The 23,457-nt window shown below is 67.6% G+C and carries 15 protein-coding genes; 9 read left to right on the forward strand and 6 right to left on the reverse strand.

Annotation, left to right across the window (positions count from 1 at the left end):
• The first annotated feature begins 31 nt into the window (after window positions 1–31).
• A complete protein-coding gene (locus QM568_RS08520; protein WP_415137789.1) occupies window positions 32–1,111 on the forward strand; it encodes a restriction endonuclease in 1,080 nt (359 codons plus the stop codon).
• A 61-nt stretch (window positions 1,112–1,172) separates the two neighbouring features.
• Here the strand turns inward: QM568_RS08520 and QM568_RS08525 are convergent, their stop codons facing one another.
• Window positions 1,173–2,042: an NgoMIV family type II restriction endonuclease gene (locus tag QM568_RS08525; RefSeq protein WP_415137791.1), complete on the reverse strand. Its 870-nt coding sequence runs from the start codon at window positions 2,040–2,042 to the stop codon at window positions 1,173–1,175.
• A gap of 62 nt (window positions 2,043–2,104) precedes the next feature.
• A complete protein-coding gene (locus QM568_RS08530; RefSeq protein ID WP_415137793.1) occupies window positions 2,105–3,373 on the reverse strand; it encodes a DNA cytosine methyltransferase in 1,269 nt (422 codons plus the stop codon).
• Between the two features lie 152 nt (window positions 3,374–3,525).
• Between QM568_RS08530 and QM568_RS08535 the strand changes: the two genes are divergently transcribed.
• On the forward strand, window positions 3,526–3,864 hold the full coding sequence (locus QM568_RS08535) for a nucleotide pyrophosphohydrolase (protein WP_415137795.1): 339 nt from the start codon (window positions 3,526–3,528) through the stop codon (window positions 3,862–3,864).
• A gap of 220 nt (window positions 3,865–4,084) precedes the next feature.
• On the opposite strand, the gene QM568_RS08540 is transcribed toward QM568_RS08535, so the two are convergent.
• On the reverse strand, window positions 4,085–5,326 hold the full coding sequence (locus QM568_RS08540; protein WP_415137797.1) for an ATP-binding protein: 1,242 nt from the start codon (window positions 5,324–5,326) through the stop codon (window positions 4,085–4,087).
• 315 nt (window positions 5,327–5,641) lie between these two features.
• Here QM568_RS08540 and QM568_RS08545 point away from each other — a divergent pair, with 315 nt between their 5' ends.
• The 6 genes from QM568_RS08545 (at window position 5,642) to QM568_RS08570 (ending at window position 15,566) form a co-directional block, all read left to right on the forward strand.
• Window positions 5,642–8,785, forward strand: a complete 3,144-nt coding sequence (locus QM568_RS08545; RefSeq protein ID WP_415137799.1) for a DEAD/DEAH box helicase — start codon at window positions 5,642–5,644, stop codon at window positions 8,783–8,785.
• Window positions 8,786–8,876: 91 nt separating this feature from the next.
• A complete protein-coding gene (gene purL / locus QM568_RS08550; protein WP_415137801.1) occupies window positions 8,877–11,204 on the forward strand; it encodes a phosphoribosylformylglycinamidine synthase subunit PurL in 2,328 nt (775 codons plus the stop codon).
• Entirely contained in the window at window positions 11,201–11,335 is a 135-nt protein-coding gene (locus tag QM568_RS08555; RefSeq protein ID WP_415137803.1) for a hypothetical protein, read from the forward strand. Before purL ends, QM568_RS08555 begins: the two co-directional genes overlap by 4 nt.
• Before the next feature lie 96 nt (window positions 11,336–11,431).
• The gene (locus tag QM568_RS08560) at window positions 11,432–12,451 is read left to right on the forward strand and encodes a LacI family DNA-binding transcriptional regulator (protein WP_415137805.1); all 1,020 of its coding nucleotides are present in this window, start codon (window positions 11,432–11,434) and stop codon (window positions 12,449–12,451) included.
• A 134-nt stretch (window positions 12,452–12,585) separates the two neighbouring features.
• Window positions 12,586–13,959, forward strand: a complete 1,374-nt coding sequence (locus tag QM568_RS08565; RefSeq protein ID WP_415137807.1) for an APC family permease — start codon at window positions 12,586–12,588, stop codon at window positions 13,957–13,959.
• A 2-nt stretch (window positions 13,960–13,961) separates the two neighbouring features.
• The gene (locus QM568_RS08570; RefSeq protein WP_415137809.1) at window positions 13,962–15,566 is read left to right on the forward strand and encodes an amidohydrolase; all 1,605 of its coding nucleotides are present in this window, start codon (window positions 13,962–13,964) and stop codon (window positions 15,564–15,566) included.
• 73 nt (window positions 15,567–15,639) lie between these two features.
• Here the strand turns inward: QM568_RS08570 and QM568_RS08575 are convergent, their stop codons facing one another.
• From QM568_RS08575 to gnd, 3 genes are all read right to left on the reverse strand, one after another.
• A complete protein-coding gene (locus QM568_RS08575) occupies window positions 15,640–18,315 on the reverse strand; it encodes a glycoside hydrolase family 3 protein (protein ID WP_415137811.1) in 2,676 nt (891 codons plus the stop codon).
• A gap of 150 nt (window positions 18,316–18,465) precedes the next feature.
• On the reverse strand, window positions 18,466–19,992 hold the full coding sequence (zwf, locus tag QM568_RS08580) for a glucose-6-phosphate dehydrogenase (protein ID WP_415137813.1): 1,527 nt from the start codon (window positions 19,990–19,992) through the stop codon (window positions 18,466–18,468).
• Window positions 19,976–21,031: a phosphogluconate dehydrogenase (NAD(+)-dependent, decarboxylating) gene (gene gnd / locus QM568_RS08585; protein WP_415137815.1), complete on the reverse strand. Its 1,056-nt coding sequence runs from the start codon at window positions 21,029–21,031 to the stop codon at window positions 19,976–19,978. Before gnd ends, zwf begins: the two co-directional genes overlap by 17 nt.
• 131 nt (window positions 21,032–21,162) lie before the next feature.
• Here gnd and QM568_RS08590 point away from each other — a divergent pair, with 131 nt between their 5' ends.
• Window positions 21,163–23,451 (forward strand): glycoside hydrolase family 3 N-terminal domain-containing protein, encoded by a 2,289-nt coding sequence (locus QM568_RS08590; protein ID WP_415137817.1) that lies wholly within the window; start codon window positions 21,163–21,165, stop codon window positions 23,449–23,451.
• Window positions 23,452–23,457 lie beyond the last annotated feature (6 nt).

Consider the following 23,457-nt stretch of genomic DNA (forward strand, 5'->3'; position numbering starts at 1 on the left):
GCGGCCCGAGTGCTGGTCTGCGGTCTGCGCCATGATGGACGAGGGCGTGGACCGTCTTCACGCCCAGGAGCGAGGGGAAATCGGCATGAGCGTGTGGGGCGTACACAACAACAAGCTCACGAGCGAATTGACGGATGACGGCTTCATCAGCATCGGGTGGGACGATCTCGGGCCGTTGTCGGAGATCTCGGGTGACAGAGAGGGCCTGAAAACTGCGCTGAGCGCGTTCCAGCCCGACGCCAAGTGGCGCTCGATCGCGGGCCAGGCAGGCGTGCTCGCGCGGTTCCGAGACGAGATCCGAGTGGGTGATGTGATCGTTGCGCCGTTCAAGCCGACCTCGACGATCAACCTCGGTATCGTCACCAGCGACTACTACTTCGACGCGGAGGCGCCGACGCACCGGCATCGACGGCGGGTGGAGTGGAAGCAGGTGGGGCTCCCGCGGACCGTCTTCACACAGTCGGCGCTCTACGAGATCGGCTCGGTGCTGGCAGTCTTCGGCATCCGCAATCATCCTGACGAGTTCCTCGCTGCGCTCGAAGGCGGCGGATCCCTTGAGCAGGTCTCGGAGGCTGTCGAAAAGGTGTCCGAATCGCTCTTCGAGGACGACGACACGGATGACGAACCCCGGGCGTCTCGTATCGAACGGCACACGCGAGACTTCGTTCTCGAAGCGCTACACAAACGCCTGGCGCACGAAGAGTTCGAGGAGTTCACCGCCGACTTGCTGCGGGCACTCGGCTATCAGGCGCGAGTCACGCAGTACTCACAAGATGGCGGTGTGGATGTCATCGCACATCGCGACGCGCTCGGCGTCGAACCGCCCCTCATCAAAGTGCAGTGCAAGCACAAGACGGGATCGATCGGTGCACCCGAGGTTCAACAGCTCATCGGCACTCAGGGCCAGGGAGAACTCTCACTCTTCGTGACCCTCGGTTCATACACTCGCGAGGCCCTCGCCATCGAGCGGCAGCGCTCCGGCCTGCGACTGCTCACCGGCGAGGACATCGTCACGATGGTGCTGGAGAACTACGACAAGCTTCCGCAACGGTGGCGGAGTGAGATTCCACTGACGAGTGTGCTGGTGGTCTCTGACGGGGTGGAGCAGTAGACGGGGCCCGAATTCTGGGCACGCTCGGAACCGACTCCGCTCTCCCGGCGGGCGTGCTCAACTACACTGCGAGGTCCAGCGGCAGATCGGCGATGTCTCGCAGACGCTTGCCATTGATCAGAGTGTCAAGAGTCATCTGCGCCTCATCGTTGTCGAGCTGAGCCGTCGCTTTGACCAACTCCGGTAATGCAAAGTGATAGACCGTGTCGACGTCACCGGTTCCGAGCGCAAGCGATGCAATTCGTGAAGGCGAAGGCTCCCCAGTCACAACGGCAATGTGCGGCGCCCTCCCCTTACGATTACGGAGCACGCCTAGCGCCTCAGTACGAGCATTCTGCGCTCGGTCCGAGCGAAGCGTCCACTTGCAGGAAATCACAGCGTGAACTATTCCATGAGGTTGATTCGCCTGTCGGATCGGGGCGAGCGTTCCAAACTGTTTGTCGACGAGAGGCCTCGTGGCGTTGATTTCAGCATCCGGAACCGGTAATCGAATGACGGTAACGTCCGGCGACACATCGTAGGCATTGCCGAGCACGGCGGCGAGGGTCGGGCTCGCGTCCACCATCTGAGCGAGTTCATCGAGATGCCGGTATGGTTCATACCTCGCAAGGTGATACTCCCGTCTCGAGCCGCCCACGTTCTCGACCACCCATCGCCCTGGCCGCAGCATGTCGAACAACGGGAGGGTGCGGGCGACGAATGACCGTACTGAGCCCTCGAACTGACTCCCCGCGCGCTGCCCGTCCAACTTCACGCCGCCGATGGTTGCGCCGAGTGCAGTCGCCACGGCCAATGCAGCCTCGCGAGAAAAGCGCTGTCCGGAATCAGCGTTCGAAGCGATGCCTTTGGCATCGACAACCAACGTGCGGTCTGCAATGAGCTCGCGATGGAACTCGGCGCGAGCCTGTGACAACAGAGCCAGATGACTCACTGATCCTCCGATACTTAGTGCAGCCCTCTCGGCCCACGTAAGCAGGTTCACGACATCGAGAACTAGCTCACTCGGTTTCGATGAGCCGCGACAACCTCATGGCGCCAGTGATCCGCTTGCCCGGTGAAGCCCTTGAACTCACCGAGAAGATATCGCCGGACCCCGTCAACGTCGATGGTGTGCAGTTCAAAATCCCGCTGCAATGCCGCCAGCCGCTGTTCAACCGCAGCGACGCTTCCTTCGTTGAACGCCTCCACGAGTTCATCAAGACTCAGCGCCCGGTCAGTGCGCGCGAGAGCCCGATAAACCGGATCATGGACGTCCAGGGTTCCGGGTGCCTCGGACCGCGGCGTTCCCTCGCGCGTCAGCGCGTTGCGGATACTCTCGCCGATCGCTTGCGCGACGGGCGGGGGAAAGGCGTTTCCGATCTGCCGATACTGCGACGTCTTTCTCCCCGAGAATGCGTACCGATCGCCAGGCTCCCATCCCTGGATCCGGGCAGCCATCTCGATCGTCAACCTCGGCGGCGCTGTCCGGAACGACACCGACTTCCGATTCGGGGCGGCGTCGGCGATTCCACGGCCATCGATGTTCAAGCGCGCCCACCCTGCCTTAGCCCGGGTCGGACCGAGGTCCGCGCCGCCGTGCTTCTTGCTCCCGCCGACGAGTGTAGGGCCGATATCGTCGGCGAGGTCACGCCATGCATCGGCGTATCGCCAGCCATCCGCCGCCATGTAGTCGTAAAGAGCGTCACCGACAGTCACACGCGGCCGCTGCCCCGGCTCCGGCCAGTGAAAGTAACGCATATCTTCTACGGGCATCGCGACGAGGACAAAGCGCGGCCGAAGCTGGGGCACGCCGAAATCAGCTGCATGTAGCAGCCGCCACTCGCCGACGTAACCCAGCGCATCAAGCCTGTCGATTACGCGCTGACGATACGCAGCGAACCGCGGGGCGGACAACCCGCGAACGTTCTCGAGCATGACAGCCTTCGGTCGGATGATTGCCACCTGCTCGATTGCCCACGCGAACAGGTCACGTTCGTCGGATGTGCCAAGCTGTTTACCGGCTGCTGAGAACGGCGGACACGGTACGCCCCCGGCGAAGAGGTCCACGCCTTCGTAATCGCCCGGGACCCATACGTCCTCGCTGGCGACGTCGCCGACGGCGACGTCAATTCCCAAGTTTGAACGGAGCGTGTCCGCCGCCGTGTCATCGATCTCGATGGCGAGCGCGTGCGCGAACCCGGCTTTGTGAAGGCCAAGCGACTGGCCCCCCGCGCCGGCGCACGCTTCGACGACCGTGAGGCGCTGAGCTCGAATTTCTGTCACGGGTTCATCGTACGTGGGGCCAGGGACATAGCCTCGGTGCGGCGACACCGCGGCGCTAATTCGGGCCACGGACGGTCACGCTGATGCCTACCGCCGCGTCATCGGGATCATCACACTCCCGCACGCGAATCCAACGTAGTACTCTCCCTCCCATGCCCCTCTCCCGCGATACCGAGGAAGCCCTCCGTGCCTTCGTCGCCGCCCGCGACTGGGATCAGTTCCACACGCCGGAGAACCTCGCCAAGAGCATCGCGATCGAAGCATCCGAACTCCTCGAGTGCTACCAGTGGGGCGAGAACCGGAGCCAGAGCCCGAAGCAGCGCGAGCACATCGAAGACGAGCTCGCCGACGTCGTCACCTACTGCGTCCACCTCGCGAACAGGCTGGGGGTCGACCTCGACGAGATCGTGATGCGCAAACTCGCGAAGACCGAGCGGCGCTACCCGATCGAGTCGAACCAGGGCGAGATCAACAAGCGGGCAGCCCCGTGAGCATCCGCCGTTTTCCGTTCCACCGCGACGCTCTCGACACCGACGACGAGAGCCTCACCAACTGACCCGTCGTCATGGCGTGCTGCTCACCCGCGGCAGGCGCGGCACGTACGTGTACGTCTGCGATCCCGGGCTACGAGACTGGCTTCGGATGCTGCTGAGCTGAGCAACCAGGCGCAATCGGCACACGCGCGGTCTACGCTGCGTGACCGAGCCCCCCTCACAGCTCCCACAACGCCGAGATCGGCAACGCGGCGAGGCGGTCGCCGAAGCGCGTTCCTGTCGAGGCTGTGTTGAGAACGTAACCGCCGAGAAAGCGATCGCCCAGCTTGTCGCGCAAGAACTTCAGCCCTCTGAAGTGCTCCTGCTTCAGGGTCGAGCCCGACTTCACTTCAAGGGCGATCACCGATCCGTCGCGAAGCTCCACGATGATGTCAACTTCGATCCCGGTCCGGTCGCGGAAGTGGAAGAGGTCGTATTCCTCGCGACTCCACCCGCGCTGCTTGAACAGCTCCGACACCACGAACCCCTCGACGGCGGCACCGAGATGCGGGCTTCCGAGTGCGCTGAGCTGCTGCTCCGAGATGCGCCCGACTCTGAGCGCCAGCCCCGGGTCATTCACGATCATCTTCGGCTTTCCCGCCTCACGGCTCGTGAGGTTCGGTGTCCACGGCCGCAGCCTCTCGACGAGGTACATCGTCTCCAGCAGATCGATGTACGCCGACACCGATGTCTCAGGAACATCAGCATCGCGTGCGACGCGCGCCTTCACGAGCTCGCCGGCCTGGCTGGCGGCGAGCAGCCGAAGCACCACCGCGATGCGCCCCGGGTCGACTCGCGGCGCGATGTCGGCGACGTCTCGTTCCAGGAGCCGCTCGACGTAACTGTCGAACCAGCTGGCCCGCATCCGTCCTGTAAGCCGCCCCGCCTCGGGGTAGCCGCCTCGCGCGATGCGTTCGATGTATCCGGCTCGATCGACGCCGCTCTCGACGCGTCCCGCATCGACACCGTCGACCAGCTTCGCCACGAAATCTTCGGGAGTACTCGCCCATTCCCCCTGGCTGAACCCGCGCAGCCCGACGGTGATGGCACGCCCTGCCAGACTGTCAGGCGTCCGCGACAGCCGCAGAAGATTGCTGGAACCGGTGAGCACGAAGCGCCCAGGACGACGATCGCGATCGATGGATGCTTTGATGGCGAGTAGCAGTTCAGGCGCCCGCTGCAGCTCATCGATGACGAGGGTCGCATCCGACGCCTGCTCGATCAGCGCTTCCGGAGATTCCGATGCCACGGCTCGGGTCGTGGCATCGTCAAGAGTTATCAGCCTGGCACCTGCTGCAACGATCTGCTCCGCGAACGTACTCTTGCCGACCTGTCGGGCGCCCTGGATCACGATGGCAGGAAAGGTGCGCAGCGCCTCTTGGGCGAAGGATGCGGAATGACGGGGAAGCAGCGCGGCCATGATCCCTCATCATAGATCTCAACTCGTAGGTTCGCAGCATCCAACTCGTAGTTTTGCAATGCTCAAGTCGTGGGTTTGCATAGAACCCCGCTCCGGAGGGCGCGGTGAGGGGCCCCATGCCACCAGCATCCTGCAGTGAAATCGGCCTCCTGCACGATGAATCCGCCCGAAACTCACTGCATTCTCTGCAAACCCCTGCAGGATACAAACCGGGAACCCCGCGGCCTGGCCCCTCAACACCCCGGCCACGGCGCGATGTCGGAGGCGTCTCTTAGCCTCATAGAGTCCTCATTCGCACCGACCCAGGAGAGCGCCATGCACTTCGGCCACAAGGCCCTCGAACTCGCCAACCGTGAGTTCCCGGCATCCGCCGTCGGCGCTGCCATGAAGCTCATCTCTGCTGGTGATGTCCAGCTTTTCTCCGAGCTCGCCGACACCGGGGTGCGCGAGTTCAACTACACAGTCCTCACGGACCGTTCGATCCACGACGTCAACCTCGCGATCAATGCCGACGGCACCACCGACATCATGTGCAGTTGCGGCGCCAGTCGATGCGCACACCTCGCCGCCGGAGTGCTGCTCGCGTTCTCCGCAGACGCGAAACCCGTACCAAGCTGGCACAAGGAGCTCGCGCCGCTCCTGCCCACGAGCACTCCTGCCCCCGAGTCGTGCCTGTTCATCACGCTCGTCGATCCCACGCGGAGCCGGTACTCCTACGGCGCCCCACGCTCACGCTACATCGGCATTCGCCCCGGCATTCTTGGGTCCCGCGGCCTCTGGATCAAAGGGAACACATCCTGGCGGAACCCGCCGTTTCACCAGGCAACCCCGAGGCAAGCATCAGCTGTGAACCGGCTGCAACGCCTGTGGGAGTCGACCCAGGAGCACTGGTACTACGACCCGGAGTGGATCCCCCTCGGCAATCTGCCCGGCGAAGATCTCTGGGCCACGCTGATCCGGATCCGCGACAGCGGCATTCCGATCGTCTCGACGGGAAAACACCAGCATCCGCTCGTCTTCGAAGACACCCCCATCAACGTCTCGGTCACGCTCGCGCGCCACGGCTCTTCGTTGCGTCTGGCTGCCACCACCTCCGACCCACCTGCTCCCGACGGCAGCCAGACGATCTGGCTCGGCGAACCTCATGCGGTACGAGCGCGAGTCATCGACGCAGGCGCGCCCGGCGAGCTGATATCCCTGGCGCGCGTAGGTCATGAGATCGATCGCGTCACCTCGCACCTGCTCCAGCGCGAGGCAGCTCTCACAATCCCAGCATCCGACATCGCCAGCTTCGAGGCCGAGTTCCTCCCCCGAATCCAAGCGGGCACGACCCTCATCTCACCCGACGGCTCATACGACCTCCCCGAGCCGCCGCGCAATGTCCTCACCTTGACGCTCCACTATGCCGACCCGCAATTGCACCTGTCGTGGCAGTGGCGACGCCCATCGGGAATAGCGGATGCTGGGCACGAGCACGCAGTGACCGAAGAGGTGAACGCCCTTCTCGCGGAACTTCCGAATGCGCCGACGGCACACGACATCCCGGCCGATCGCATCCTCGGCGCTGCCGCGAGCGTGCTGTTCGTGACCGAGATTCTTCCGAAAATCCGAGAACTCGACGACATCGAGATCATCGAGCAGTCAGCGCCGCCCGAGTACCGAGCAGCGCGCGAGAACGCTCTCGTCAGCGCTGAGCTCGGACACTCCGGAGACTGGTTCGACCTGCACTTCACCGTCACGGTCGACGAAGAACCCGTCGACTTCGCCGACCTGTTCACGGCGCTCTCCCTCGATGACCCGATCTTCGTCCTGCCCAGCGGCACATACTTTCCCCTCGACGGCCCCGAGTTCCAGAAGCTGCGCGAGATCATCGAAGAGGCGCGAGCACTCGGCGACCGACCTGTCGCCCAGAGTGACTCCATTCGCGTGAACCGCAGCCAGCTCGACCTGTGGAACGACCTCGCCGAGCTCGGCGTCGTCGCCGCACGCGAAGCCGAGTGGTGGCTTGCGGTGCAGAGCCTCGCCGACGGCGAAGGCGTCTCGCCCGTCGACCCGCCGTCGACGCTGCAAGCGACCCTGCGCGACTATCAACAGCTCGGCTTCTCGTGGCTGCATTTCTTACGCACACACGGGCTCGGCGGCATCCTCGCCGACGATATGGGGCTGGGCAAGACCCTGCAGACCATCGCGATGCTCGAAACGGCGCGCGTCGAGAACCCCGACATGAAACCCTTCCTCGTCGTCGCCCCCACCAGCGTCGTCGCGAACTGGGCGAGCGAGTGCGCACGCTTCGCACCCGAGCTGAAGATCGCCATAATCACCGCGATGGAGAGCCGACGCGGAGAACGATTGGCGGATGCTGTCGCCGGAGCGCACGTCGTCATCACCAGTTACACGCTGTTCCGCAGCGAAGCCGAACAGTATCGCGCCCTCGAATGGTCTGGGCTGATCCTCGACGAAGCACAGAGGATCAAGAATGCGGCCTCACACGGCTACCGCGCCGCCCGAGACCTGGGCGCGCCGTTCTGTCTGGTGATCACCGGCACGCCGCTGGAGAACAACCTCGGCGAACTCTGGGCGCTCGCGGCTCTTGCTGCGCCTGGATTGCTGGGCAGCCAGAAGAAGTTCACCGAGTTCTACCGCAAGCCGATCGAGAAACTGAAAGACGCGGATCGCCTGGCGCTTTTGCAGAGGCGCCTTCGGCCATTCCTGCTGCGGCGCACGAAAGAGCTCGTCGCCACAGAGCTGCCGCCCAAGCAAGAGCAGGTGCTCTCCATCGAGCTGCACCCGAAGCATCGCCGCCTCTACGATGTGCGATTCCAGCGCGAGAGACAGAAGGTGCTCGGTCTCGTCGATGACGTCGAAGCGAACCGGTTCCAAATCTTCCGTTCGCTCATGCTACTGCGCCAGCTCGCCCTCGATCCGAGCCTCGTCGATGAGGGCGAAGCCCCATCCGCGAAACTCGAGGCTCTGGAAGAACTCATCGTCGAGGCCGCGGAAGAGGGCCACCGGGTCCTCGTTCTCAGCCAGTTCACCCAGTTCCTCGGCGCCGCCCGCGACCACATCAGCGCAGCCGGCATCCCCTCGCAGTATCTCGACGGGAAAACCACGAATCGTCCGGCCGTGATCTCGCGGTTCCGCGAGGGGACGGAGCCGGTGTTTTTCGTCTCCCTTCACGCCGGAGGGGTCGGCCTCAACCTCGTCGAAGCCGACTATGTCGTGCTGCTCGACCCCTGGTGGAACCCCGCAGTCGAGGCCCAGGCGATCGATCGTGCTCACCGTATCGGGCAGACGCGTCCGGTGATCGTCTACCGGCTCGTGGCGAAAGACACCATCGAGCAGAAGGTGATCGCGCTGCGCGAATCGAAAGCAGAACTCTTCGCGCGCGTACTCGACGGAGAAGGCGAGTTCACACCGGGCACCCTCACTGCCGAAGACGTGCGAGGACTGCTGGGATAAGCACCCGGCAGATACCGACACCAGGACCAGCACCCCGGCATCCCCCCGGTAGACTGGATCAGCCCCGCCTGGCCCCGATCTTGGAGTGCGCGTGACCGCCCCGAACACCCCCACCTCGCACGTCCCCGACTCCGTCGAGAACGCGATCGCGACGCCCGAGAAGGAGCAGCCGTACGCGGCCCTCGGCCTCAAGGACGACGAGTACGCGAAGATCCGCGAGATCCTCGGCCGACGCCCCACCTCGGGCGAGCTGGCGATGTACTCGGTGATGTGGTCGGAGCACTGCTCCTACAAGTCGTCCAAGAACTACCTGCGCCGGTTCGGCCAGAAGGTCTCCGACGAGATGAAAGAGCGCCTCATGGTGGGCATGGGCCAGAACGCGGGCGTCATCGACGTCGGCGAGGGCTGGGCGGTCACCTTCAAGGCCGAGTCGCACAACCACCCCTCGTTCATCGAGCCGTTCCAGGGTGCTGCGACCGGCGTCGGCGGCATCGTCCGCGACATCATCTCGATGGGCGCCCGCCCTGTGGCCGTGATGGACGCCCTCCGCTTCGGCGCGATCGACCACCCCGACACCGCCCGCGTCGTGCACGGCGTGACCAGCGGCATCAGCTTCTACGGCAACTGCCTGGGCCTGCCGAACATCGGCGGCGAGACGGTGTTCGACGCCGTCTACCAGGCGAACCCCCTCGTCAACGCGCTCGCGGTCGGCGTGCTCCGCCACGAGGACCTCAAGCTCGCCAACGCCACCGGCGTCGGCAACAAGGTCGTCCTCTTCGGCGCGCGCACGGGCGGCGACGGCATCGGCGGCGCCAGCATCCTCGCCTCCGACACCTTCGCCGACGGCGGACCCACCAAGCGTCCCGCCGTGCAGGTCGGCGACCCCTTCGCCGAGAAGGTGCTCATCGAGTGCTGCCTCGAGCTCTACCGCGACGAGCTCGTCGAGGCGATCCAGGACCTCGGCGCCGCCGGCATCTCCTGCGCCACCAGCGAGCTCGCCGCCAACGGCAACAGCGGCATGCACGTCTCGCTCGACAACGTGCTGCTGCGCGACCCCACCCTGACCGCTGAGGAGATCCTCATGTCGGAGTCGCAGGAGCGCATGATGGCGATCGTCGCGCCCGAGAAGCTCGACGCGTTCCTCGCCGTCGTCGGCAAGTGGGACGTCGAGACCTCGGTCCTCGGCGAGGTCACCGGCGACGGCCGCCTCGTCATCGACTGGCAGGGCGAGCGCATCGTCGACGTCGACCCGTCGACCGTCGCCGTCGACGGCCCGGTCTACGACCGTCCTGTCGCCTACCCGACGTGGATCGACGCGCTGCAGGCGGATGCCGCGGAGAACCTCCCCCGCTCGAGCGACCCCGATGCGCTCAAGGAGCAGTTCCTCAGCCTCATCGCCTCCCCGAACCTCGCCGACACACGCTGGATCACCAACCAGTACGACTACTACGTACTCGGCAACACCGCCCTCAGCTTCCCCGACGACGCCGGCATGATCCGCGTCGACGAGGAGTCGGGCCTGGGCTTCGCGATCTCGACGGACGCCAACGGCCGTTACTGCCAGCTCGACCCGTACGCGGGCGCGCAGCTCGCGCTGGCCGAGGCCTACCGCAACGTCGCCGTCACCGGCGCCGTGCCCACAGCGATCACCGACTGCCTGAACTTCGGCTCGCCCGAGAACCCCGAGGTCATGTGGCAGTTCGGCCAGACGGTCGACGGCCTGGCAGACGGATGCTTCGAGCTGGGCACCCCGGTCACCGGCGGCAACGTCTCGTTCTACAACCAGACCGGCGACGTGCCGATCCACCCGACACCCCTGGTCGGCGTGCTCGGCATCATCGACGACGTCTCCCGGCGCATCCCGTCTGGGTGGCAGGACGTTGGTCAGAACATCTACCTCCTCGGCACCACCTCCACCGAGCTCTCCGGATCCGCCTGGGCCGAGGTCGTGCACCAGCACCTCGGCGGCCGGCCGCCGAGGGTCGACCTCGCCGGTGAGAAGCGTCTCGCCGGGCTGCTGTCCGCCGCCCGTGACGAGTGGCTGATCTCCTCGGCGCACGACCTCTCGGAGGGCGGCCTCGCGCAGGCGCTCGCCGAGGGCGTCTCCCGCTTCGGCGTCGGCGCCCGCGTGTGGCTGAACGAGATCATCGAGCGTGACGGTGTGGATGCGGCATCCGCTCTGTTCTCCGAGTCGACCGGCCGCGTGATCGTGACCGTTCCGCGCGAGGACGACGTGAAGTTCCGCGGGCTCTGCGAGGGCCGAGGCTACCCGGTGCTGCGCATCGGCGTGACCGACAGCGAGCCGCAGCTTGAGGTGCAAGACGTCTTCACCGTACCGGTCGCCGATCTGCGCGAGCGCTCCCAGGCAACCCTGCCCGCAGCCTTCGGCCCCACCGTCGCAGAGGCAGCGAGCGCATGACCGACGACGACGATTACGGCGACCTCGACGTCCGCCGCAACCGCCGCGTGCGCATCGTCGCCTGGACCGTCATCGTCGCCCTCATCCTCGGCGGCGGCGGCGCGACGGTCCTCGCCCTGCTCTTCGGCTGAGTCCCGCCCGGCTGAGTCCCGCCCGTCGCACGCAGCGGGGTTGAGGAGCGGATGCCGGCACGACGAGCGCGCCGGACCGCGGGGTACATTCGAACCATGCGACCCGAGCGTGCGGTGACACTGCAGGACATCGCCGATCGGCTCGGCGTGTCCCGCTCGACAGCGTCGTTCGCGATCACCGGGCGCGGTCGCGTCTCCGACGAGATGCGCCGCCGTGTGCGCGAGGTCGCCGATGAGCTGGGCTACCGGCCGAACTCCGTCGCCCGGCACCTCAAGGGTTCTCGCACCGGCATGCTCGCGCTGCGGATGCCGCCCTACACCACCACGATGTCGTACTACATGGAGGCGACCTTCGGGATCGTCGAGGAGGCGAACGCGGCGTCGATGACCGTCATCATGCTGCCGACCGCGCAGCGCCCTGAGGCCGCCGACCAGGTTCCGGCCGACGCCGTCATCCTGCTCGACCCCGACCCCGAGGACCCCGTCGCGCGCACCCTGCTCGCCGGTCGTCTTCCGGTCATCACCGGCGAACCGGTGCCCGCCGGGCTCCCAGAGCCGCGGGCTTCGGTCACCAGCGCACACGCGGATGCGGTGCGCGAGCTCATGGATCATCTCCTCGAGCGCGGTACCCGCCGGCCGGCGATGCTGTTCCCCGAGATCCGCGGCCACTGGGCGTTCACCGTACGCGCGGCATTCGAGTCATGGTGCGCCGAGCACGGCATCCGCCCTCGGATCTCCGAGATCGCGCATCCGGCTCCCCCCGCGCTCATCCACGCCGCCGTGTCGGAGCTCGTCGCCGACCACGGCGACGAGCCGGCCGACGCGATCGTCGCCGTCTCCGACGGCACGGTGCTCAGCGTCGTGACCAGCGCGCAGCAGCTGGGGCGAAGGGTCGGCGACGACCTGCTGGTCGCGGCGCTGGTCGACTCCGAAGTGCTCTCGCTCACGCAGCCGTCGATCACCGCGATCGACCTGCACGCGCGCGAGTTCGGGCGTCGCTGCGTTCGTGCAGCCCTCGCGGTGATGGACACGGATGCCGCAGGCGCAGCCGCCCCTCTCATCGAGATCGTGCCGGTCACCGTGCAGCGTCGCGCCTCCAGTCTCGGCGCGCGCTGACCCCTGCGGCGCCTCCGCGTCAATTGCCTCTTGCGTGTGCTTTATCGATATCGCTACCCTGTCAGCACGCCGACCCCGAGCCGGTGCATCCGTGACGACGACGCCACCCCCCTCCCCATAGCTCAGGAGCGCACATGTCCCAGCCCGAAGATTCCCTGGTCCCACCGACCGAGCTCACGGCCCAGGTCACCGAGGGGCGCTTCAAGCGCGTGCTCGGCGTGCCGTCGCTCGTGCTGTTCGGCCTCGTCTACATGGTGCCGCTCACCGCGTTCACCACCTACGGCATCGTCACCCAGCTCACCGGCGGACGCGTGGCCGCAACCTACATCATCACGCTCGTCGCGATGGTGTTCACGGCCCGCTCCTACGCGCGGATGTCGATCGCCTATCCCTACTCCGGCTCCGCCTACGTGTACACGCAGCAGACCTTCGGCGGCGCACTGGGCTTCCTCGCCGGTTGGGCGCTGCTGCTCGACTATCTGTTCCTGCCGATGATCAACTACCTCATCATCGGGCTGTACATGGGTGCCTCGTTCCCCGGTGTCCCCACGTGGATCTGGATCGTCGGGGCGATCGCCCTGGTCAGCGTGCTGAACATCGTCGGCATCGTCTCGGTCGCCCGCGCGAACTTCGTCATCATCGCGGTGCAGACCATCTTCATCGTCGCATTCATCGCGCTGTCGATCGGTGCCGCCAGCGGGCAGGGCGTCGACCCGCTGCTGCCGTTCACCGGCAACGGCACAGTCGACGGCTTCATTCCGCTGTTCCAGGGAGCAGCGATCCTGTGCCTGTCGTTCCTCGGGTTCGACTCGGTGTCCACACTGGCCGAAGAGGCCGAAGACTCCCGTCGCACCGTCCCCCTCGCGATCATGATCGTCACCGTCAGCGCCGGCCTGGTGTTCATCCTGCTCACCTATCTCGCCCAGGTCGCCTACCCGTCGAACGCCTTCGAATCCGCCGACACTGCGAGCCTCGAAGTCGTCGCCTCCTTCGGCCAGCAGTGGATCTCGACGCTGTTCATCGCGGGCTTCATCGCCGGCGGCCTCGGGTCCGCCCTCACATCTCAAGCCTCTGTGGCGCGCATCCTGTTCGCGATGGGCCGCGACGGCGTGCTGCCCCGCGCGATCTTCGGCCACCTGAACAAGCGCTTCGGCACACCGGTCGTGCCGATCCTCGTCGTGTCGGTCGTCTCGCTGTACGCACTATTCGGCGACCTGCTGACGCTGTCGAACATGATCAGCTTCGGTGCCCTGATCGCCTTCTCGTGCGTGAACCTGTCGACGATCAAGCACTACTTCGTCGACCGCGCAGAGCGCAGCGGATGGAGTGTCGTGAACAACCTCGTGCTCCCCGGCATCGGCTTCGCCCTCACGATCTGGCTGTGGACGAACCTGTCCGGAATGACCTTCATCGTCGGCCTGTCCTGGCTCGCCATCGGATTCGTGCTGCTGCTCATCGTCACGCGCCTCTTCAGCCGCCCGACGCCAACCCTCGACCTGAAGGAGTGACCGTGGTCGACACGATCGTCGTCGGCCGGCGGGTGCGGACGCTCGCTCCCGAGACACCGGACCAAGCGGATGCCGTCGCCATCACCGCCGGGCGGATCACCGCGATCGGCCCCCGGGGCGACGTGCTCCCTCTCGCCGCCCCCGCGACCCGGGTGATCGCACACGACGAGGCGACGATCATTCCCGGCTTGGTCGACGCGCACAGCCACCCGATCTACAGCCTGGGAATCGTGCGCGGTCTCTCCCTCACCGGCGTGCACACCTACGCCGAGCTGCGCGCAGCGATCGAACGCGGACGCGCAGAACAGGAGGGCGAGGAGTGGTTCCTCGCCTGGGGCCTGGATCCCACCGCGTTCGAGGGCAGGACGATCGGCAACGCCGTGCTGCACGAGGTGCTGGGCGCCGACCGTCCCGCCTACATCAAGATGTTCGACGCCCACTCGGCGATCGCCTCGGCATCCGCTCTCTCCCGCGCCGGCATCGACGCGCCCATCACCCACCCCGACGGCTCGGGCGCCGCAGGCGACGCCGAGGGCAACCTCACCGGCCATCTGATCGAGTTCCCGACCATGGAGATCGTCGAGAAGACGCTGCCAGCCCACGGCTTCGACGATCGCGTGGCGCAGCTGAGCCGGTTGCTGAGCGACATGGCGGCCGTCGGCATCACGTCAGCGCACGTCATGGACCTGCAGGACGACGACGCCCTCGACCTGCTCGCGGCGATCGAGGCCTCCGGGGACCTTCCGGTGCGACTGCGGATCTCGCCCTGGGTCACCCCGCAGACGACGGATGCCGAAGTCGCCGAGCTCATCGCGCTGCAGGGTCGGGGCGGCCGGCGCTATCGCATCGAAGGCGTGAAGTTCTTCATCGACGGCACCGTCGAGGGAGGCACGGCGTGGCTGTCGAGCCCTGACTCCGAAGGAGAGGGGCTGTCGTCGACCTGGGTGCCCGCCGAGGCCTACGCCGCGCGCATCAGGCAGTTCCACCAGGCGGGCGTGCCCACGGCCACGCATGCGATCGGCGACCGCGGCATCCGCTTCGCCGCCGAGACCCTCGCCGCCCTGCCCGCCACAGGCGTGCCGCACCGCATCGAGCACATCGAGACGGTCGATGACGACGTGATCGCCCTGATCGGGCGAAGCGGCATCATGGCCAGCATGCAGCCGACGCACTGCACCCACCACATCCGCGGCGACGGCGGCGACGACTGGTCGCGCCGGCTGGGGCCGCAGCGCGCCGCGTACGCCTGGCGCACGGCCGACGTTCGGCGCAGCGGGGCGACGCTGGCGCTCGGCTCAGACTGGCCGGTGGCGTCGTTCGACCCGTGGGAGATCATGGCGGATGCTCGGCTGCGCCGCCGGGTGTCCGTGTCGGATTCGCCCACCATCGGTGCGGAGCAGCAGCTCACCGCGACCGAGGCGATCGAGGGCTACACCACCCACGCGCACCGGTCGGTCGGCTCCGACGGCGGAGCGCTCGTCGTCGGCGCGCCCGCCGATCTCGTCGTGGTCGACCGCGATCCGCTCGCGTCCACGCCGGAGGAGCTTCTGCACGCTCGCGTGCTGCTGACCCTGGTCGACGGAGTGCCCACGCATACGGCGTCCTGACACCCGCCGCCACTGGGAGAGCACAGCTTCGGAGCGGATGCCGGGCCGGGCGAGAACCCGGCCCGGCCGGGGGCTACAGTTCGAGCGTTCCCACCGCGCGGATGTCGCGCGACGAGACGCCGACGCGCACCTCCGCCACGCCGGTCGCGGCGACCCAGTCGTGGCTGTCCACGTCGAAGTACGAGACCGAGCGCCGCGGGATCGGCACGCGGACGCGCTCGGACGCGCCGGGCTCGAGATGCACCCTCGCGAATCCGGCGAGCTGCTGCGGCGGCATCGGCACCGGCGCCTGCACATCGCCCGCATACACCTGCACGACGGTCGATCCGGCCCGTCCGCCGACGTTGCGCACGGTGACCGCGGCGGTGCCGGCATCCGCCCCCTCTCCGCCTTCGACGACGAGATCCTCGAACTCCCAGCTCGTGTAGCCGAGGCCGTGGCCGAACGGATACGCGGGGACCAGCTCGTGGGCGTCGAAGCCGCGGTAGCCGACGAAGACGCCCTCGTCGTAGAAGACCCGACCGTCGACACCAGGGTAGGTGCGAGCCTGCGCGGCCGGCGTCTGGTCGAGCGACAGGGGCAGCGTGAGCGGCAGGCGCCCTGCGGGCTCGACGGCGCCCGTGAGCACGCGGGCCAGCGCATCGCCCTGCGCCTGACCGGCGAACCAGGCCTGCAGCAGGGCTGCGGGCTCACCGCCCCAGCGCGTCACGTCGACCGGCGCGCCCGTCATCAGCACGACGACGGTGCGCGGGTTCGCCGCGATCACCGCGCGGATCAGGTCGTCCTGCCCTGCGGGCAGGTTGAGACCAGGCCTGTCATCGGCCTCGGCCTCGTAGGAGCGCACGACCACGATCGCGACATCGGATGCTGCGGCGGCCTCGGCCGCCTGCGCGACCGACGGCGCGACCACCCCGGCCGGCGGCACCCACCCGAGTCGCAGCTTGGCGCCGAGCTGGAACCCCTGCGAGGGGTCGTTCGCCTGATAGTCCAGCTGCAACCGGTACTCGCGCCCCGCCTGCAGCTGCACCGTGACCTCGTCGACCGACAGGATCCCGTCGCTGCCGTCGCCGCCCGTGCCGTACGGGGTCTCCGCCACGGGGGCGGAGTCCGCGGCCTCGCCGCCGTCCGCGGCCTCGCCGCCGGCGTGGTCGATCACCACAGGATCCACCACGGGATCCACCACGAGCGGCGCCTCGGCGGCATCCGCTCCGGTGCGGGCGATCACCTGACCGTCGAGGGTGAAGGTGTAGGTGCCGAGCGAGGTCACGGCGAGCGTGTAGTCGCCCGTGACCGGCACGGTGAACGTGCCGGAGTAGCGCAACGACATCTGCCCGTTGAGCTCGCCGGGCAGCCGCGTGAAGCGCTGCGATGCGGCGTTGAAGCCGGGGAAGTTGTGGAAGCCGAGCATGAGCTCGATCTGGCCTTCGGTGCGGACCAGGAAGGGGTCGCCCCCGAAGTCGGTGTTCGTCCAGTACTCGGCACGCAGCCCCACCTCGCCGTCCTGGGTGCGGAAGAAGCCCGATCCGATGGCGTCCGGCCCCGGCAGCAGCGCGCCGGGCGTCACCGGGTCGCTGCCGTGCACGACCGTGATCTCGACGTCATCGCCGAGCGCGCGCCGCAGGCCGTCTGCCGGCGAAACCTCCCTGGTGCCGCGCACCTGCGAGCTGCCACCGCCCTGGGCGCTCACGGCGTCGACATCCGGGCCGATCAGAGCCACCGTGCGCACACCGGCCAGGGGCAACAGGCCGTCATTGCGCAGCAGCACCATGCTGCTCTCGGCGATGCGCTGCGCGACCTCGTGGTGAGCGTCCTCGTCGAAATCCGTGATGCCCACCGGGTTCTCCAACTGCCCGAGACCGATCAGCGGCCGAAGGATGTTGCGCACCTTCTCGTCGATGACCGCTTCGGCGACCTCACCGGCCTGCACCGCAGCGAGCAGCTGCGATCCCCAGAAGCCCTCATTGGGCTGCTCCTGGTCAAGACCAGCGTTCGCTGCGGGCGCCGTGGAGTGATTGGCGCCGTAATCGCTCATGATCCAGCCGCGGAAGCCGAGGTCATCGCGCAGGATGTCGCGCAGCAGCGTCGGGTTCTCGCACGCGAACTCGCCGTTCACGCGGTTGAACGAGCCCATCATCGAGGCGACCTCGCCGTCGCGGATCAGAGCCTCGAACGACGGCAGATACAGCTCGCGCAGGGTGCGCTCGTCGATCACGGCGTCGATGCTCCAGCGGTGATCCTCCTGGTTGTTGATCGCGTAGTGCTTGGCGCACGCCTGCACGCCCTGAGCCTGGATGCCGTGCACCACCGCGACCCCGATCCAGGACTGCAGCAGCGGGTCCTCCCCGAAGGACTCGAAAGTACGTCCGCCGAGCGGTACGCGGGCGATGTCGACGGCCGGGCCGAGAGAGACGTTGTGGTCGGTCGCACGGCACTCGACGCCGATGACCGTGCCGTACTCGGTGGCGAGCTCCCGGTCCCACGTCGCGGCGAGCGCGATGGGGGCGGGAAGCTGCGTGGCCTTGCCCTCGTGCACGTCGCCCTTGTTGATGCGGACGCCCGCGGGGCCGTCGGCCATCTGCACGTTCGGCAGGCCGAGCCGCTCGTTGCCACGGGAGAAGAACCCGTAGTTCCAGTCGAGGTCGCCGGTGACGAAGGCCACCTTGTCCTCCAGTGTCATCTCGGCGAGGTAGCTCTCGACGCGCTCCTCGGTCGCTGCCGAATCCCAGCTCGCCACGGACTGCTCAGACATGCACACGCTCCATCGGGTCTGCGGCGCCACGACGATGTGGCCCGTTTCGATGAGAGTCTCGCGCGAAACCCGTAGCGAGTCAAGTATTCAGATTCGGGGCGGGGTTCCTCACGCGCCGGTCTCGTGACGGCAGGGCGGATGCCGCAGCGGCTACGGCCTCCAGGTGCGCTCGAAGGGCAGCCGCCAGGCGTTCGGGGCGATGAGCTGATGGATCGCGTTCGGCCCCCAGGTGCCAGGAGCGTACATCTTCACGGCAGGCGGGTTCTCCAGCAGCGGGGCCGAGCGTTCCCACAGCGACTCGATGCCCTCGGCGGTCGTGAACAGCGTGTGGTCACCGCGCATCGCGTCGAGGATCAGCCGCTCGTACGCCTCCAGCACATCGGAGGCGCGCTCCGTCCCCTCGGTGGAGAACTGCATCGACAGCTTCTCCAGCCGCATTCCGGGCCCTGGCCGCTTGCCGTAGAACGACAGCGACACCTTCGACTCGTCCGCCAGGTCGAAGGTCAGGTGATCAGGGCCTGCCGCCCCGATTCCCGAGTTCGCCGGGAACATCGACTTCGGCGCCTCCTTGAAGGCGATCGAGATGATCCGCATGCCCTCGGCCATGCGCTTGCCGGTGCGCAGATAGAACGGCACCCCGGCCCAGCGCCAGTTGTCGATACGCGCGCGCAGCGCGATGAACGTCTCCGTGTCGGAGTCGGGGTTCACGCCCGGCTCGTTGCGGTAGCCCGAGTACTGGCCGCGCACGGCATCCTCCGGCAGGATCGGCTCCAGGGAGCGGAAGACCTTGTTCTTCTCCTCGGAGATCGCCCGCGGCTCGAGCGCCGTCGGCGGCTCCATCGCCACGAACGCGAGCACCTGCAGCAGGTGCGTCACGACCATGTCCTTGTAGGCACCCGTCGGCTCGTAGAACGCCGCCCTGGCATCGAGACCGAGCGCTTCCGGCACGTCGATCTGGATGTGGTCGATGAAGTTGCGGTTCCAGATCGGCTCGAACAGACCGTTCGCGAACCGAAACGCGAGGATGTTCTGCGCCGCTTCCTTCCCCAGGAAGTGGTCGATCCGGAAGATCTGTCGCTCCTGGAAGGTGCGGTGGATCTCGGCGTTCAGGGCGACGGCTGTTTCCAGATCCTCGCCGAAGGGCTTCTCCATGATGACCCGCGAGTGCGCCACCAGCTTCGCCTGCTCGATGGTGTCGATGACCGCCCCTGCGGCCCTCGGCGGCACGCTGAGGTAGTGCAGCCGCCGCACGCCCTTGCCCAGCTGCTCCTCGGCCGCTGCGACCTTGGCGGCCAGCGCTGCGGGTCCCGCCCCGGTGGGGACGTACGACAGCAGCGGCGCGAACTGCTCCCACTGCTCGTCGGTGAGCTTGCGCGCGCCGACGGCGTCGATGGACTCGCGGGCGAAAGTGCGGAACTCGTCGTCATCGAGCTCGTCCAGCGAGGTGCCGACGACACGGATGCCGCCGGTGAACCCCGATACGGCGAGGAAACCGATCCCCGACAGGAGCTTGCGCCTGGCGAGGTCTCCGGTCGCGCCGAACAGCACTATCACGTGCGGCGCGGCCTCAGGCCCCTCCTTGCGCGCGTGGGAGTTGCCCCCGGGATAGGCGACGGTCTGCGGCTTCGCCGCAGCATCCGGCTTCCTCGGCGCCCTGCGCTCAGCCTGCGTCGACATTGCGTCCTCCTGCCTCCAGCACGTCTCCAGCCGGACGTTCCTGGTGCCCACCGAACTGCAACCGCATGGCCGAGAGGACCTGGTTCGCGAAGCGATCCTCGTCGCGCGAGGCGAAGCGCTCGAAGAGGGATGCCGCGAGCACCGGTACCGGCACGCCGACGTCGACCGCGGCCTTGACGGTCCAGCGCCCCTCCCCGGAGTCCGAGACGCGGCCGGCGAGACCGTCGAGCCGGGGGTTCGCGTGCAGGGCGGCCGCGGTGAGATCGAGCAGCCACGACGACACGACCGATCCGCGCCGCCAGAGCTCGGCGACCTTGGCGGTGTCGATCGGGAACTGGTAGTACTCCGGCTCCTCCAGCGGCGCGACCTCGGCGGAGTGCTCGGCCTCGCGGATGCCGGCATCGGCGTTCTCGAGCAGGTTGAGACCCTCGGCGATCGCGGCCATGATGCCGTACTCGATGCCGTTGTGCACCATCTTCACGAAGTGGCCGGCCCCGGACGGCCCGCAGTGCAGGAAGCCCTGCTCCTCCGGGGCGAGGTCGCCGGAACGACCCGGGGTGCGCTCGACGTCGCCGACGCCGGGGGCGATCGTGCGCAGGATCGGCTCGATGCGCGTCACCGCGGCATCCGATCCGCCGACCATCAGGCAGTAGCCGCGTTCGAGGCCGAAGACCCCGCCGCTGGTGCCGATGTCGACGAACTCGACGCCGCGCTCCCGCAATGCCGCCGCGCGGCGGACGTCGTCGCGGTAGTTCGAGTTGCCTCCGTCGATGATGACGTCGCCGGCGTCGAGCACCGCCGCCACCTCATCGACGACCTGTCCGGTGAGGGAGGCGGGCACCATGAGCCAGACCACCCGCGGCGCCGTCAGCTTGGCGGCGATGTCCGCGTAGCTGTCGGCCCCGATCGCCCCCTCCGCGACGAGCGTCGCCACCGCCGACGCGTTCACGTCGTAGACCACGCACTCGTGTCCTGCGCGCATGAGGCGCCGCACGATATTGGCCCCCATCCGCCCGAGCCCCACCATCGCCAGCTGCATGTTCGCTCCTCACGCCACAGACGGCCCCGTGCGGCCGGATGCGCTCATATTGGCACGCTCTGCGCAATCCCTCAATGCCTTCGGCATTCAAAACCCGTATTGATTAAGGTTTACGTGCGAGGATGATCGGCATGAGCGCCCTGATGCCGTACCAGGACCCCTCGCTGGCGGTCTCCGACCGTGTCGCCGATCTCGTCTCGCGCATGACCGTGGAAGAGAAGATCGGGCAGATGATGCAGCTCGACGCACGCGGCGACCTCGACGAGCTGGTGCTGAACGTCCATGTCGGCTCGATCCTGCACACCTCCCCCGAGCGCATCGTCCGCGCCCAGGAGCTCACGGCGCAGACCCGGCTCGGCATCCCGCTGCTCGTCGGTGAGGACTGCATCCACGGCCACTCGTTCTGGGAGGGTGCGACGATCTACCCGACCCAGTTGGGCATGGCGGCATCCTGGGATCCCGATCTTCTGGAGCGGGTCGCCAGGGCGACCGCGGTCGAGGTGTCGGCGACCGGCGTGCACTGGACGTTCTCGCCGGTGCTGTGCATCGCCCGCGACCTGCGCTGGGGCCGCGTCGACGAGACCTTCGGCGAGGACCCGTTCCTGATCGGAGAGCTGGCGAGCGCGATGGTGCGCGGCTACCAGGGCGAAGGCCTCGCCGACACCACCGCCATCCTCGCGACGGCCAAGCACTTCGCCGGCTACTCCGAGACCCAGGGCGGGAGGGATGCCGCTGAGGCCGACATCTCGCGCCGCAAACTGCGCTCCTGGTTCCTGCCGCCGTTCGAACGCGTGGCCAGGGAGGGATGCCGCACCTTCATGCTCGGCTACCAGTCGATCGACGGGGTCCCCGTGACCGTGAACGACTGGCTGCTCAGCGACGTGCTCCGAGGCGAATGGGGCTACACCGGCACGCTGATCACCGATTGGGACAACGTCGGCCGCATGGTTTGGGAGCAGCGCGTGCAGCCCGACTACGCGCATGCGTCGGCCGCCGCCGTGAAGGCGGGCAACGACCTCGTCATGACGACGCCCGGCTTCTTCGACGGCGCGCTGCAGGCGATCGCCGACGGACTGCTCTCCGAGAGCGAGCTCGACGTCGCGGTCGCCCGCATCCTGACCCTGAAGTTCGAGCTCGGCCTGTTCGAGAACCCCCGGCGCCCCGACCCGGCACGCATCGCCGACGCCGTCGGCACCGTGGAGCACGCGGCCCTCAACCTCGAAGCCGCCCGGCGCTCGCTCGTGCTGCTGCGCAACGAAGAGCAGGCGCTGCCCCTGGCCGGCGGCTACGACGCGGATGCCGATGGCAGATCGACCGGTGGCGACCCCGCTCCGCGGCGGATCGCCGTCATCGGCCCGCTCGCCGATGACGCGCAGACGCAACTCGGCGACTGGGCGGGCGGCTCCGGTCAGGCCGGCTGGCTCGACGGACAGCCGCGGGAGATGATCACGACCGTGCTCGACGGCATCCGCGCGCACGTTCCGGCGAACTGGAGCGTCACGTACGCCCCCGGCGCCGAGATCCTCACCCTCTCACCGGACCCCCGCGGCGAGACGTTCGCCGACGGGCAGCCGCGCCCGCCGATCGCCTGCGCGTGCGCCCCCGACGAGCGGCTGATCGCGGATGCCGTCGCCGACGCGCAGCGCGCGGACTACGTGGTCGCGGTCGTCGGCGACCGCATCGAGCTCGTGGGCGAGGGCCGCTCGACCGCGACCTTGGAACTGCTCGGCGGACAGAACGCACTGCTGGACGCGCTCGCCGCCACCGGAAAACCGCTGATCGTGGTGCTGCTCGCCTCGAAGCCGCTGGTGCTGCCGGCATCCGCTCGCCACGCCGACGCAGTGATCTGGGCCGCCAACCCCGGCATGCAGGGCGGCAGGGCCGTCGCGGAGCTGCTGCTCGGCCTGATCGAGCCGTCCGGACGCCTGCCGATCTCCTTCGCCCGCCACGTCGGGCAGCAGCCGACCTACTACAACCAGATCCGCGGACAGCACGGAGACCGCTACGCCGATCTCACGCAGGAACCGGCCTGGGCCTTCGGTGAGGGCCTGTCGTACACGTGGATCGAGTACGAGGACCTCGTGCTCGACGAGGACGCGGTTCCGGCCGACGGCGTGCTCGCGGCGGAGATCACCCTGCGCAACGTCGGCGAGCGCCCGTCCCTCGAAACCGTGCAGGTCTACGTCAGCGACCTGGTGACCTCGGTGAGCTGGGCGGAGCAGGAGCTCAAGGCCTACCGTCAGGTGTCGGTGCAGCCAGGAGAGTCCGTGCGGGTGCGCATCGAGCTGCCGGTGGCGGGGCTGACGATCGTCGACGCCGAGGGCGACCGGCTCGTCGAGCCGGGGGAGTTCGAGCTGCGCGTCGGCCGCTCCAGCAGAGACCCGTGGCTCCAGCGCGCGGTGTTCCGCGTCGAGGGATGAAGCGCA

It is taken from the genome of Microbacterium sp. (assembly GCF_047607465.1).
Taxonomy (GTDB): Bacteria; Actinomycetota; Actinomycetes; order Actinomycetales; family Microbacteriaceae; genus Microbacterium.

Excerpts from the sequence above, each read along its gene's own strand:
- QM568_RS08520 (WP_415137789.1), top strand. The coding sequence starts at position 32 with ATGATGGACGAGGGCGTGGACCGTCTTCACGCCCAGGAGCGAGGGGAA.
- QM568_RS08535 (WP_415137795.1), top strand. The coding sequence starts at position 3,526 with ATGCCCCTCTCCCGCGATACCGAGGAAGCCCTCCGTGCCTTCGTCGCC.
- QM568_RS08540 (WP_415137797.1), bottom strand. The coding sequence starts at position 5,326 with ATGGCCGCGCTGCTTCCCCGTCATTCCGCATCCTTCGCCCAAGAGGCG.
- QM568_RS08545 (WP_415137799.1), top strand. The coding sequence starts at position 5,642 with ATGCACTTCGGCCACAAGGCCCTCGAACTCGCCAACCGTGAGTTCCCG.
- QM568_RS08555 (WP_415137803.1), top strand. The coding sequence starts at position 11,201 with ATGACCGACGACGACGATTACGGCGACCTCGACGTCCGCCGCAACCGC.
- QM568_RS08560 (WP_415137805.1), top strand. The coding sequence starts at position 11,432 with ATGCGACCCGAGCGTGCGGTGACACTGCAGGACATCGCCGATCGGCTC.
- QM568_RS08565 (WP_415137807.1), top strand. The coding sequence starts at position 12,586 with ATGTCCCAGCCCGAAGATTCCCTGGTCCCACCGACCGAGCTCACGGCC.
- QM568_RS08575 (WP_415137811.1), bottom strand. The coding sequence starts at position 18,315 with ATGTCTGAGCAGTCCGTGGCGAGCTGGGATTCGGCAGCGACCGAGGAG.
- zwf (WP_415137813.1), bottom strand. The coding sequence starts at position 19,992 with ATGTCGACGCAGGCTGAGCGCAGGGCGCCGAGGAAGCCGGATGCTGCG.
- gnd (WP_415137815.1), bottom strand. The coding sequence starts at position 21,031 with ATGCAGCTGGCGATGGTGGGGCTCGGGCGGATGGGGGCCAATATCGTG.
- QM568_RS08590 (WP_415137817.1), top strand. The coding sequence starts at position 21,163 with ATGAGCGCCCTGATGCCGTACCAGGACCCCTCGCTGGCGGTCTCCGAC.